Source organism: Pyxidicoccus sp. M6, assembly GCF_055568925.1.
In genome coordinates, this window is the sequence record NZ_CM145714.1 from 3,251,280 (window position 1) to 3,264,853 (window position 13,574).

The 13,574-nt window shown below is 68.4% G+C and carries 9 protein-coding genes; 3 read left to right on the forward strand and 6 right to left on the reverse strand.

Annotated elements, in window-relative coordinates; genetic code table 11:
* Positions 1-69: 69 nt before the first annotated feature.
* Positions 70-1,923, reverse strand: coding sequence for a M12 family metallopeptidase (locus tag ACVTJA_RS13685; protein ID WP_465836800.1), 1,854 nt, complete (start codon positions 1,921-1,923; stop codon positions 70-72).
* Between the two features lie 298 nt (positions 1,924-2,221).
* On the opposite strand from ACVTJA_RS13685, the gene ACVTJA_RS13690 reads away from it, so the two are divergent.
* On the forward strand, positions 2,222-4,069 hold the full coding sequence (locus ACVTJA_RS13690; protein ID WP_465836801.1) for a carbohydrate binding domain-containing protein: 1,848 nt from the start codon (positions 2,222-2,224) through the stop codon (positions 4,067-4,069).
* 70 nt (positions 4,070-4,139) lie between these two features.
* Here the strand turns inward: ACVTJA_RS13690 and ACVTJA_RS13695 are convergent, their stop codons facing one another.
* The 5 genes from ACVTJA_RS13695 to ACVTJA_RS13715 all read right to left on the reverse strand — a co-directional run bounded on the left by ACVTJA_RS13695 (position 4,140) and on the right by ACVTJA_RS13715 (position 10,207).
* Entirely contained in the window at positions 4,140-5,555 is a 1,416-nt protein-coding gene (locus ACVTJA_RS13695; RefSeq protein WP_465836802.1) for a WS/DGAT/MGAT family O-acyltransferase, read from the reverse strand.
* A gap of 84 nt (positions 5,556-5,639) precedes the next feature.
* On the reverse strand, positions 5,640-6,860 hold the full coding sequence (locus ACVTJA_RS13700) for an ankyrin repeat domain-containing protein (protein WP_465836803.1): 1,221 nt from the start codon (positions 6,858-6,860) through the stop codon (positions 5,640-5,642).
* A gap of 82 nt (positions 6,861-6,942) precedes the next feature.
* Positions 6,943-7,395 carry an NADase-type glycan-binding domain-containing protein gene (locus tag ACVTJA_RS13705; RefSeq protein WP_465836804.1) on the reverse strand — a complete coding sequence of 151 codons (453 nt, stop codon included), beginning with the start codon at positions 7,393-7,395 and terminating at the stop codon, positions 6,943-6,945.
* 123 nt (positions 7,396-7,518) lie between these two features.
* Positions 7,519-7,716, reverse strand: coding sequence for a hypothetical protein (locus tag ACVTJA_RS13710; RefSeq protein ID WP_465836805.1), 198 nt, complete (start codon positions 7,714-7,716; stop codon positions 7,519-7,521).
* Between the two features lie 412 nt (positions 7,717-8,128).
* Positions 8,129-10,207 carry a sodium-translocating pyrophosphatase gene (locus tag ACVTJA_RS13715; protein ID WP_465836806.1) on the reverse strand — a complete coding sequence of 693 codons (2,079 nt, stop codon included), beginning with the start codon at positions 10,205-10,207 and terminating at the stop codon, positions 8,129-8,131.
* Positions 10,208-10,765: 558 nt separating this feature from the next.
* On the opposite strand from ACVTJA_RS13715, the gene ACVTJA_RS13720 reads away from it, so the two are divergent.
* Together ACVTJA_RS13720 and ACVTJA_RS13725 are read left to right on the forward strand one after the other, a co-directional pair.
* Positions 10,766-11,509 (forward strand): ABC transporter ATP-binding protein, encoded by a 744-nt coding sequence (locus tag ACVTJA_RS13720; RefSeq protein WP_465836807.1) that lies wholly within the window; start codon positions 10,766-10,768, stop codon positions 11,507-11,509.
* Positions 11,506-13,566: a TonB-dependent receptor gene (locus ACVTJA_RS13725; RefSeq protein ID WP_465836808.1), complete on the forward strand. Its 2,061-nt coding sequence runs from the start codon at positions 11,506-11,508 to the stop codon at positions 13,564-13,566. Before ACVTJA_RS13720 ends, ACVTJA_RS13725 begins: the two co-directional genes overlap by 4 nt.
* The last annotated feature ends 8 nt before the right edge of the window (positions 13,567-13,574 follow it).

Here is a 13,574-nt window from a genome sequence, read left to right on the forward strand (position 1 = left end):
AGCGTACACCTGGCCTTCGAGCAGAGGAAGGCCAGGTGTGCGGCCGCCCGGGACTTCTCCAGTGCGCGCTCAGAAAGGACAGCTGACGTCACAGCCCTTCATGCAGGCACCGACCCCGAAGGAGCCGCTCCCCCCGGAGATGGCAAGCCTGCCGGCCCGATAGGCGGGGCGCACGAGCAGCAGATCTCCGTACGCGTCACCGTTGGAGTTGAGCGCGACGGCGGTGTCATTGGCGCCCAGCAGGTTCATGCCCGCGATGCCGAGTCCGGAGTAGGCGGTGGTGAAGCTGCCATCCCCGTTGGAGCGGACCACGTACGCCGAGCCCTTCCCCGGGCGGTACAGGAACAGGTCGTCACGGCCGTCCCCGTTGTAGTCGAACACCAGGGCCCGGTCGCGGGTGTCCAGCAGGTCATAGCCGCCAATGCCCGTGCCGCCGTAGACGCCGGTGAAGCTGCCATCCCCATTGGAGCGGACCACGTACGCCGCGCCTTCCCCCGGCCGGTAGAGGAACAGGTCGTCACGGTCATCCCCGTTGTAGTCGTAGACGAGCACCTGGTCGTCGAGGTCCAGCAGGTCGTAGCCGCCAATCCCATTCGCCCCGTAGACAGCGGTGAAGCTGCCATCCCCATTGGAGCGGACCACGTACGCGATACCCTCTCCCGGCCGGTACAGGAAGAGGTCGTCGCGGTTGTCATTGTTGTAGTCGAACACCAGGGCCCGGTCGCGGAAGTCCAACAGGTCATAACCGCCGATACCCGAGCCGCCATAGACGCCGGTGAAGCTGCCGTCACCATTGGAGCGGACCACGTACGCGATACCCGTCCCCGGCCGGTACAGGAACAGGTCATCGCGGCCGTCCCCGTTGTAGTCGTGGACGAGCACCTGGTCGCGGGCGTCCAGCAGGTCGTAGCCGCCAATGCCCTTCGCGCTGTAGACGGTGGTGAAGCTGCCATCCCCGTTGGAGCGAAACACATACGCCGAACCCTTCCCCGGCCGGTACAGGAAGAGGTCATCGCGGCCGTCATTGTTGTAGTCGAGCACCAGGGCGCGGTCGCGAGCGTCCAGCAGGTCATGGCCGTTGAAGCCCGTGCCGCCCGGACACACCGACGACAGCGCGCCCGAGCTTCCGGCCAGCGAGACCCAGCCCTCACCACTGCCAGGCGCATAGGTGAAGGTGTCCGAGCGCCCATCCCCGTTGAAGTCACCGGCGACCACGCGGGAGGTGCGCGAGCCGTAATACAACTGGGCACCGTCGATGTCGCCCGCGCTGAGGTTGCCGTTGCCGTTCCAGTTCATGTTGCAATAATTCATCACCGAGTCGAGGTCCCACGCCCCCACCGCGATGTCTCCATCGGAGCCCTGCTCCTGGTCACACCAACTCGGGGTGTCCGGGCGGTTCTGCTCGTGGGCAAAGCCAAGCGCGTGCCCGAACTCGTGCACGGCGATGGCGCGAATGCAGAACTCGCGGCTGCTCTGGCAAGACGTACTCCAGTTGTTGAAGGTGAAGTTCAACACCATGCCGTTGCGGAGGCCGTTGAGTGTGGTGCCGAGCCCCTGGGTGTGCGGTCCCTCATCGTTGATGAAGATTCGCAAGCCGGAGAACGAGGCCGGGCAGGTACCCCATCCCTGGAAGTCCACCCCGGTCGTCCGCTCCCAGGAATCCGCCACCGCGTCGAGGGTCCACTGCCGGCCCTCGGCGTTGGCCGCGGTGGGGTTCTCCCAGCAGGTGGGAATGGATCTCCCCCACAGCTTCGAGGTCGCGACGTAGAGCGGCTGAGACGTGGTGCCGCCGGACATCACGGCGCCGGACTCATCCGGGACGGCCTCGTTCCGGAACACACGCTCCTCGCCGCAGCCCGCGGCCAGCATGAGAAACCCACAGCCAGCAGCCAGCACCCTCCGCTGCTTCCTGCTGGAGGCCATGATGAACAAGTCCCTGAGCCTGCTGTGCATCATCCTTCTCCTGGATTCGAGATGAGCTGCGCTTCGTGCAGGACTGCCGCGAAGCGCGCCCAGGCTCGGCCAGGGCAGGAGGGGGCAACAATTCCCTGAAGTCAGGGTGCTCGCCACGCATCTAGGACTGGGGGTGCGTCTCGCCAACACCGGCTGACCCTGGCTCCACGGTTGTCGGCCTCTGGCGACTTCCTTCCGCAGATGTGACGCCGCCGCGTGGAGGGAAGTGTGGTACGAGAGTTTCGTTTATTGAAACTGGAGGTTTCCTTTGACGTTGTTCCGAGTGTGTCTGACTTCGCTGCTGGTCGTGGTGGTCGCCTGCGGTGATTCGAATCCAGCGGTGACTCCTGATGGCCAGACGCTGACGGACGCGGGCAACGAGCCCTCGGACGCGGGCAACGGGACACCGGACGCGGGCGACGGGACGCCGGATGCGAGCACGGAGATCCCGGACTCGGGCACTCAGACGCCGGACTCGGGCAACGAGACTCCAGACGCGAGCACGGAGACTCCGGACTCGGGCACTCAGACGCCGGACTCGGGTAACGAGACCCCGGACGCGGGCACGCAGACGCCCGACGCGAGCACGGAGACGCCGGACTCGGGCACTCAGACGCCCGACGCGAGCACGGAGACTCCGGACTCGGGCACTCAGACGCCCGACGCGAGCACGGAGACGCCGGACTCAGGCACTCAGACGCCCGACGCGAGCACGGAGACGCCGGACTCAGGCACCCAGACGCCGGACTCGGGCACTCAGACGCCGGATGCAGGCACGGGTCCTGGCGCGAGCGTCATCGACAACTGGGGCTTCGAAGAATGGCCCGGTGCGCTTCCCGCGATGTGGTTCGGAAGCACGTCGAACATCACCGCCGACGCGGTGCAGAAGGTGACGTCGAATGCCTTCGAGGGCCTGAACGCGGTCCGGCTGACCAATTCCTCGACCACGCACAAGCGCTTCAGCACCCTGGCGAAGTCGATGCCCGCCGGCCGTTACTCCTGCACCTACCAGGTGCGGGGCACCGGTGACGTTCGAAACGCCTTCTTCGCCGCCGACTACTCCACCTACTCGGCCTACACCTCCGTCGACACCACGGAATGGAAGCAGTTGGCGTACAGCTTCAACCTCGCCAACGACGTCTTCGACACCTTCGAGCTCATCTTCAGCGTCCGGAATACCAGCGGCGAAAACCTGCTCATCGACGACGTGCGCTGCGTGAGGGCCGAGGAGCCGTGTGACCAGGTCAGCTGCGAGGCCTGGGAGCGTTGCGTGAATACCACCGCGACCTGCGAGCCGCTCTCCGGTCGCTGCAACGACGCCGCTGACTGCAGCGAGTGGCAGGCCTGCGATGAGACCCACACGTGCGTGGTCGCCGAGAATCGCTGCGTCCGTCACGCGGATTGCGCGGGGACCCCGGCGACGCCGTTCTGCGACTCCGCCACGCATCTCTGCATCGCGGGCGACCCCTGCGCTGGCGTCACCTGCAGCAACTCGGCGACGACCTGCAACCCCACGACCGGTGTCTGCGAGCTGGCCGAAGGCGCCTGCTTCACGACCTACGACTGCGTCGGAGACCTGCCCGCCTGCGATCCGACGACCCGGCGCTGCGTCGCCGCCAGCCACCCCTCGAACATCATCCGCAACGGTGGATTCGAGAACTGGAACATCTATTCCATCCCCTATCACGGGGACCATCTCATCCCTGACTACTGGTACGGCCTCGACAACGGCGTCAGCGACCCAGGCACTGAAATCAAGCCCACGCGCCTCGTGCTCTACACGAAGGCGGTGCACGGCGGCTCGACGGCGCTGCAGTTCGTCGTCCCCATCCAGATCGCCGAGCGCTTCTCGTCCGAGAAGTTCAACGTCCCGAGCGGCAACTACTCCTGCTCGTACCGCGTGCGCGGCCACGGCAGCATCCGCCATCGCAGCTACTCGAGCGGCGGCTGGAGCACGCAGACCGACTTCCTCACCGTCGACAGCGACGAGTGGCAGACGGTGTTCTTCCGCTTCACCGGGAACGTGCGCGACTGGCGCCTGTTCTTCTATCCGAGCCGCAGCGAGGCGGACCGCGACCACCTCCAGGTCGACGACGTCGTCTGCACGAAGGACTAGCAGGTCGGCGTGAGAGGCACCCGCTCCGGTGCCTCTCGCGCCTACCCGGGGCAGCGCGTCGCACGATGTCTCAGCGACTCGCTGCCAGTCCCGCGCCCTGCGAAGCGGTCACCCGCAGGGCGTCCTCGAGCTCCTCGAGCGCCTCACCGGCGAAGACCGCCAGCCGCTGCATGTGGGGCAGCGTCTTGCGGCAGCCGGTGAACCCGATGTTGAACTGCCCCGCGTAGCTCGTGCTGGTGATGTTCAGCGCCTGCCCGTGCAGCAGCACCGACACGGGGTAGAGCTGCTCCAGGCGCGCGCCGCAGAGGTACATCGGCCGGTCCGGCCCCGGCACGTTGGAGATGGTGAGGTTGAACACCGGCCGCATGTGGCCTCCCAGCCCCGAGAACACCTGCAGGACGTACGGCGTCATCAACATCGACGTGTAGTCCGCGATGCCGCTCCTGGGCAGCTCCTGGAGCCGCTCCTTGGCGAGCCGCGTGGACTCCGCGATGGCCTTGAGCCGCGCCACCGGCTCCTCGAGGTGGGTGTTGAGGTTGGCGAAGATGAAGCTGATGGCATTGGCCGTCGCCTCATCACCCTTGGGACGCACCGAGACGGGCACCCCGGCGGTCAGCGGCCGCTCGGGAAGCGCACCGAGCTCTCCCAGGTACCGGCGAAGCGCGGCGGCGCTGAGCCCCAGGAAGACGTCGTTCACGGTGACGCCGGCCGCCCTGGCCACGGCCTTCACGCGGGGCAGCGTGTAGTGCTGCGTCGCGAACCGGCGCTGCGCCGACACCGGGCGATTGATGATGGACCTCGGCGTCGCGAACGGCAGCACGACGTTCGGAGACCCTCGGACGGCGTCGCGCGCCATGCTGGCGAAGGACCTCGCCACCCCTGGCACCGCCGTGGCCCGCTCCTTCACGTCGGCCCACAGCTTCGTCATGGATGCGGCGTCCTGGTGCGTCGTGAGCGGACCGGAGCGGCGCGTCCCCACGGACCAGGGCGCCACGACCTCACGCGCGTCCGGGTCCGCGGACATCGCCTTGACCAGCAGGCGGATGCCGCCGACCCCGTCGACCAGCGAGTGGTGGACCTTGGTGTAGATGGCGAACCGGTTGCCCTCCAGCCCCTCGATGACATGCACCTCCCAGAGCGGCTGCGAGAGGTCCATGGCATGCGAGTGCAGGCGTGAAATCAACACCCCGAGCTCGCGCTCTCCTCCAGGCTTCGCGAGCGCGGAATGGCGGAAGTGGTAGTCGAGGTCGATGTCTTCCGTCTCCACCCAGGTGGGAAAGACAGACTTCAACCTCGGCGAGGCCAGCTTGAGGTTGTAGGGGGAGGTGAATTCGCGGCAGCTCCGCAGCCGCTCGATGAGGCCCTGAAGCCACCCATCCGGCGCTCCCTCGGGAAGCGAGTAGATGCAGAGGCTCGCCACGTGCATCGGAGTCTGCGGACCATCGACATACAGCCACACCGCGTCCATCGGGCTGAGAGTCTTCATCGTTGCCCTCCCCAGATGGCCCCGTCCGCCTGGGCGGGGCCCGACGATGAGTCTTTGGATTCGAGCATACCGAGCCCATGGGGCTCAGTCGCGGAACAGGGTTCCGCCGTCGAAGGTGAACCTGCCCTCCTCGAGCTGTTCCAGGTACCACTCGAAGAAGTCCTGCAGCGACTCCCGGATGGGCGGGAGGGGCCCGTCGTGGCTCTCCCACTTGAACACCTGCCCGCGAGTCCCCTCGGGGCCGGGCGCCAGGTCCACACAGTACAGGTTGCCTCCGCTGTCCCTGGCGAAGGGAACCCAGCCGGGGTGCCACCAGGTCCATTGCAGGGACTTGTCCGACTCGGGCAGCTCGTGAGGCGTGGCCATCTCGAAGGCGCCTTCCCTCCGGAGCTTCGCCAGCCCCTCCCATTGCGACAGGATGAGGTCCACGGTCATGCCGGAGTATTCGAAGACGCTCGCGTCCCCGGGCGGATGCTTTCCGCCACCTCCGAAGCGCAGCAGGAAGGCACGGAGGTCCCGAGGCAGCCCCGCCCCGAGGGCCTGCTCCAGGGCGGCGAGCTCCTCGGGTGTCGCGCGCTGGGCATTCCTCAGGGCCTCTGCATACGGCGTGCAGTGCTCCGCGAACACCGCCTCGATGCGCGTCCACACCGCCGTCATCCGCGCGGCCGCCGTCTCCTCCAGCGAGGGACTTCCAGCCGCGAGCAGGCGCTTCACCACCTCGTGCTGGCCATGCGCCTCCGCGGTATCGATGGCGTGATACCCGCTCGACCTCGGCGTCTTGACGTCGGCTCCGGCCGCGAGCAGCAGCTCGATGATGGCGAGGTCCGGAAAGCTGGCCGCGCGGTGGAGCGGGGGCCAGCCCGCCGCGTTGGGAGTGTTCGGATTCGCCCCCGCGCGGAGGAGCTTCTCCACCATGGCCGCGGAGGGGTCGCCCGGGAGCTCGTTCTTGTCCAGCGCCAGCGTCAGCACGGTGTTGCCCAGGTCGTCGTCGCACCGATGGTTGACGTCGGCACCGCCGGCAATCAGCCGCTCCGCCATTTCGATGTTCCCGGACAGGACGGCATACATCAGCGGCGACATCTCGAGCCCGTCGATTGCATCCACCGCCGCGCCCGCGTCGAGCAGCATCCGCACGAGCCCGAGCTCCTCCTCGGAGGCCGCCAGCACCAGCACAGGAGCGTCATCACTGCTGCGGGAGTCGGGGTCGGCACCGGCGGCCAGCAGCTTCGCCACCGTTTCGGCGTCTGCGTTTTCGACGGCCGCGACCAGGTCCGCGTTCAGCGTCGATGCATTGCTACCTGACATGCGAGGTGCTCCCGGGAGTTCGTGCCCCGGAGCATACGGGTGACGGACGTAACCCGACTACAAGAGAGACAGCCGCGCCGGCTCACTCCTCGGTGACAGGCACGGCCTGAACCTCGGAGAAGTCCACCTCCGAGACGCATGCATCCGCATACCGGCTGCCCGGGTAGACGGCGAGCACCTCGAGCTTCACGGACTCGAGAACGCTCTGCGTTTCGAGCCGGATGTCCTGCGGGGACGCGGTGTCCTCGAGGTCCACGTCCTGGCGGGTCCCATCGGAGAAGTGCAGGCGCACCCGCTTGAGGCGCGCGTTCCTGCGCCAGACTTCGGGGCTCTTGTTGTAGCCGGACACGAGCGAGAGCTCCCGGACCGTGACGGGCGTGTCGAATTCGAACCGCAGCCACTCCCCGCGGCCCATCCCCGCCGCGCCCTCGCACCAGGCGGTGGAGTCCTCTCCATCGCGCACGTTGTCCGGGCCATAGGTGGAATCGGTGGCCTTGCTGTTCTTCAAGCGGGATGACGCGGTGACACTGCTCACGAGGCAGTCATCACTCCTCGAGTAGTGGGAGCAGGGGAGCGACGCGCATGGGGGCTCGGTCCAGTGGCTCGACGGAGCGGCCCCGGGTCGATGTGCAACGAACGGATGTTGATACTACCCCCGTCAGAGGGACGGCTGTTCGCGCTGCAGCAGGTCCTGCACCTGGCGCTGGAGGGCCTGCAACCGGTGGAGCTTTTCCCTCAGCTCCCCGCGCATCTCGCGCTCGTCGGTGTGGAGGACCTCGTCGTGCAGCTCCTCGATGCTTTCGGCCAGGCAGGCGTGGAGGAGGTTGATCTGCTGTTGGGAGAGCTCCAGGACCATGCGACACCTCTCTGTCAGCGGAACAGCGGTGGCACTTCCCCCCTCACACCCGAGGGAGCGGGTGCGAGCGCGCGCGCGTCAGGCCCGTACGGGCCGCTGCTGCTGCTCCTGCTGCCTGGCGCGCAGGCGGTCGCGGAACACCCGAAAGGTTATCACGCGCACGCCTACCGCCCAGGGGGCCCCCTGCCCGACATGTCCTGGCGAAGTGTTCAATGTCATACAGCAGCGGTTCGAACCGTCGCCGGGGGAGCGTGCGTCCGTCCGTCGCGCACCTCCATCGGCCGGGTCTGTCCCGCGCTGGAGCCTTCTGCTGAAACTCCGACACACCGCGCCGCCCGTGGGCCGCGCGGTGCGTCTTGACGCTCGCGGTGCGGGACGCCCCGGCCTCGAGGCGCCCCTCCGCAATCACTGACTACCGGAGCGCGATGAGGGAGGCCACGAGCAGCGACACGACGCTCATGACCTTGATGAGGATGGCAACGCCGGGACCGGAGGTGTCCTTGAACGGGTCACCCACCATGTCGCCGACGACGGCGGCCTTGTGGACGTGCGAGCCCTTCGCGTGGCCCGGCAGCTTGCCCTTCTCGATGTACTTCTTGGCGTTGTCCCACGCGCCGCCGGCGTTGGCCATGTAGAGGGCCATCGTGGCGCCGACGACGAGCGCGCCGGCCAGCAGGCCCGCCAGCGCCTTGGGCCCCAGCAGGTAGCCCACCAGCGGAGGGGCGACGACGGCGATGAGGCCCGGGAAGACCATCTCGCGCAGGGCGCTCTTGGTGGAGATGTCGACGATCTTCTTCGGGTCCGGGTCGGCCTTGAGCTCCATCAGCCCCGGAATCTCGCGGAACTGGCGGCCAATCTCCTCGACGATGGCGCCCGCCGCGCGGCCCACGGCGAGCATCGTCGAGGCGCCCACCAGGAACGGGAGGATGGAGCCCAGCAGCAGGCCCACGATGACGTTCGGGTCGGTCAGCAGCAGGCTCATCTCCGGCAGACCGGCGGCGACGCGCGTGTGGTTGACCTCGAGGTTGAACGCCGAGAAGAGCGCGATGACGGTGAGCGTCGCCGAGCCGATGGCGAAGCCCTTGCCGATGGCCGCCGTGGTGTTGCCCACCGCGTCCAGCTCGTCGGTGATGGCGCGCACCTCGGGGCCGAGGCCCGACATCTCCGAGATGCCACCCGCGTTGTCCGAGATGGGGCCGTAGGCGTCCACCGTCATCACGACGGCCGTACCGCCCAGCATGCCCACCGCCGACAGCGCGATGCCGTACAGGCCGAGCGCCCGGTCCGCGATGTAGGCCACCAGGGCGATGGTGGCCATCGAGATGCCCACGCTCTCCATGCCGACGGCGAGGCCGCGGATGAGGTTGGTGCCCGCGCCCGTGACGGAGGCCTCCGCGATGCGCTGCACCGGCCTGGCCGAGGTGTAGTAGTCCGTGACGAGGCCGATGATGGCACCGCCGAACGCGCCCGCGGCCAGCGCCACGGTGATGGACTGGGAGAGGCCGAACACCTGCATCATCACGTACGACAGCCCCACCAGGATGACGGGGGGCATGATGAGGGCGCTGCGCAGGACCTGCGCGGGGTTCATGTGCTTGAGGGCGCGCGCGATGAAGATGCTCAGCACGCTGACCACCAGGCCCACCGCGGACAGCACGAGCGGGAGCACCACGCCCGCCACCTTCGCGGTCCCCGACGCGGAGGGGTCCACCACGAGGCGGGAGAGCTCCGTCGCATTGGCGGTCAGCGCCATCGCCATCGCGGCGACGAGCGCGGCCACCATGGACTCGTAGATGTCGGCGCCCATGCCGGCCACGTCGCCCACGTTGTCGCCCACGTTGTCGGCGATGACGCCGGGGTTGCGCGGGTCGTCCTCGGGGATGTTCTCGATGACCTTGCCGGCGATGTCGGAGCCGACGTCCGCGGCCTTGGTGTAGATGCCGCCGCCCACGCGCGCGAAGAGCGCGATGGAGCTCGCGCCCACGGCGAACGAGTGGAGGATGGGGGAGAGCTGCTCATGCCCCCGGAACAGGTAGTAGACGCCGCCCATGCCGATGAGGCCCAGGCCGGCGACGGCGAGGCCCATCACGGCGCCGCCATCCAGGGCGACCAGGAGCGCGTTCGGCTTCGAGCCGGTGCGCGCGGCCTGCGCGGTGCGCACGTTCGCGAAGGTCGCGGCCTTCATGCCGATGTAGCCCGCGAGCAGCGACAGGAACGCGCCCACCACGAAGCTCGCGCTCGCAATCCAGCCCAGCGCCAGTCCGATGATGACCGCGACGCCCGCGCAGTAGCCCGCGAGCACCTTGTACTCGCGCACGAGGAACGCCATCGCGCCTTCGCGGATGTAGCCCGCGATGCGGTTCATCGTCGCGTCACCGTCCGGGAGCGACTTGACGCGGAAGTAGAAGAACGCAGCGAAGAGCAACCCCACGGCGCCGACGACGCCCGGTGCGATTGCCCAGAAACTCGACTCGAGACTCGACAACTCCATCCATTCCTCCAGAGCAGTCCGGGGGCCTGACCTCCCACTCCGGGTCGCTCGCGTGCCGCACGAAATGCGCGCAGGGCCTATACGGGATTTCCGCACGGCCTGGGAGCCACTCGGAGGGTGTGGGCAGAATCTGCCCGCCTTCCGGGCCTCCATCGCCGCAGAGAATCCATTTCTTCCGTGGATTTCTCGCCTTCGTGTGCTCGCCTGAGAGGAGCGGGCAGGCACGGCAAGCCGCCAGTCGAGCCGCAGAGGCGTGGAAATCCAGAATAAGGCGCACCCTCGTCGGTGGTTCTCCAACCGTTCCACGCAGGAAGAGCGTTGGGGCAGCAATCATCGTGGAGCGCCGAGCGGAGTGCCCACCGGCCTTGGTGAAGTGGCTCAGCCCGGACCGGGCTGCGAGTCCCACCAGCGTGGCGTCCCAGTCCCGCCACCACCTTCAATCGCCGCGCGCAATCGCCCCAGGGTGTCAGACGCGTCGTGCGTCAAAATCGCCACATTGAGTCATGAGCAACTCAGTTGCATCTGCACCACATAATCAATAAAAGCCCGTCAGACTCCATGCTGACGGCGAGACAACTCACGAAGGCGTATGGCCAGCGCAAGGCGCTCGACGGGCTCGACCTGGAGGTCGGGAGCGGCGAGGTGCTGTGCCTGCTGGGGCCCAACGGCGCGGGCAAGACGACCACGCTCCACCTGTTCCTCGGACTGCTGAAGCCCTCGTCAGGGACTGCACGGGTGAAGGGCGTGGACGTGGCGACGGACCCCATCGCCGCGCGAAGGCACATCGCCTACGTGCCCGAGCAGGTGCAGCTCTACCCGCACCTCAGTGGCCTGGAGAACCTGGGCTACTTCCTGGGACTGGCGCAGTCGAGCCCTCCTCCTCCCGAGCGGCTCCATGCGCTGCTGCGCGAGGCGGGCCTGCCCGCCGAGGCCGCCACCCGTCCCGTCGGCGGCTACTCCAAGGGCATGCGGCAGAAGGTCGTTCTCGCGCTGGCGCTGGCCCGCGAGGCGGAGGCGCTGCTGCTGGACGAGCCGACCTCGGGCCTGGACCCCGTCTCCATCCGCGAGCTGGGCCACCTCATCGAGCGCCTGAGCACCCGGGGCGCCGCGGTGCTGATGGTGACGCATGACCTGGCCATCGTGCGCGCCGTGGCCCATCGCGTGGGCGTCATGAAGGCGGGCCGGCTGGTGGAGCTCGCCCCGGCGGCCGCCCTCACCGAGGAAGGACTGGAGCGCCTGTACTGGAAGCACTTCGAGGACACCGGCCCGGCCCCCACCCAAACCGCACGCGCAACCCCATGAAGACCCCCTTGTCCCTGACGGCGGCGCTGCTGCTGTGCTGGCCCGGACCGTCTACCGCACAGACGACGCCAGACGCCCCCGCCGCCTCCACCGACGCTCCCGCTCCCACGGAGACTCCAGCCGACGACCTGGGAGAGACCATCTCCGTGGAAGGCCGCGGCAGGGGCGCGCTCATCAGCTCCGAGGTGCTCACTTCGGTGAACGTCATCGGCCGCAAGCAGCTCGCGGAGGAGAACGTCAACGAGCCGCTGGAGGTGCTGCGCCGCACTCCGGCCGTCTACATGGACGGCTTCAACCAGGGCATCGTCAGCTCCGACGTCGGCGTGCGCGGCTTCAGCACCCAAGGTGACGTGGCGCCCGTCAAGCTGCTCATCGACGGCATCCCCAGCAACCTCCACGTCGGCGTGCCCGACCTGAAGGCTGTCTCTCCGCTCGAAATCGAGCGCATGGAGGTGGTGAAGGGGACCAACGACCCGCGCTACGGCCTCTACAACGTGGCCGGCAACGTCAACGTCGTCACCCGACGCGGTGGCAACGAGCGGCAGCTCCGGCTGCTCGCCGGCAGCTTCGGCACCCTGGAGCCCCAGGCCGTGGTGGGCATCGAGAAGGGGGCCCTCGCCCAGAACTACTCGGCCGCCTACCGGCGCTCCACGGGCTACCGGGGCAACTCCGAGCAGGGCCGCTTCGCCGGCTCGGGAAGGTGGTTCCTCACGCTCGACAAGGGCGCGCGCGTGGGCGTCATCGTCCGCGGCGCGTACATGGACGCGGACGCGCCCGGCTACCTCACCACCGACGAGCTGCGCGCCTCGCCCCGCTCGGTGGTGGACTACGCCCGCGCGGACGGGGGCACGCAGCGCAACCTGCACGCCAGCGTCCACCTGGACCGGGACTTCGGCCCGGACCTGACGTGGTCCCTCAAGGCCTATGGCCAGGGCTTCCTGCGCAAGCGCTGGGTGCGCCTCAGCGCCGAGTCCGTTCAGCAGGAGCGCGTCGAGGACGAGAAGCAGTATGGCGCCCTCTCCGTGCTCACCCTGCGCACGGACGCGCTCGGCCTGGAGGGCTTCGCGCTGGAGTGGGGCCTGGACTACCAGCTCCAGGACAACCGCCACCTGCGCTACACGGCGGAGGAGCGGCGGCGCTCCGGCGACCCGGTGCGCAACCAGGACTTCGACTTCCAGACGCTCGGCACGTACCTCCAGGCCCGCGCCTGGCTCGTGGACCGGCTGCGCGTGGTGGCGGCGCTGCGCGTGGACCGGCTCCTCGGTGGCTTCACCGACCGGCGCACCGGGGACACGTACGGCATCAGCGACAGGGACCTCATCCTCCAGCCCAAGCTGAGCCTCGCGTACACGCTCTTCGAGGGCCACACCGTGTACGGCAACTACGGCCGCACCTTCCAGACGGGTGTGGGCTCCGGCGCGTACCAGACGCAGGGCGAGCCGCTGTCCGTCTCGCTCAATGACGGTTGGGAGGCCGGCTATACGCTCAGCCCCCGCGACTGGCTCACCGCGCGCGTGGCCGTGTGGCAGCAGTACGCCAGCAACGAGGTGCGGCTGAGGTTCGACGACTCGGGAGACTCCGAGAACGTGGGCCGCACCCGTCGCGAGGGCTTCGACGTGGAGCTGACGCTCCAGCCGCTCACGCAGGTGACGCTGTGGGGCTCCTTCAGCCGCCACGTGGCGTGGCAGACGGAGCCCGGCGCCGCCTTCGCCGCGCGCCGGGGCCGGCAGCTGGACCACGTGCCGGACTTCAGCGCGAAGACGGGCGTGGACGTCGCGCCGCTCACCGCGCTGCGCCTGTCCCTCTGGCTCTACGCGCAGGGCGACTACCACCTCACGAAGGAGAACAACCAGGGCCAGTACGGGGCGTACACCCTGCTCAACCTGGACGCCGCCTACGAGGTGAAACGGTGGGCCCGCGTTGGCGTGCAGCTGCGGAACCTGCTGGGCGCCACCTACGACACCTCCGTCTGGTACCGCGACTTCAGCGGACCCGCCGTCCTGCACACGCCCGGCGACGGGCGGGCCGGCTACGTCACCACCACGATGACCTTCTGACCCTCGCC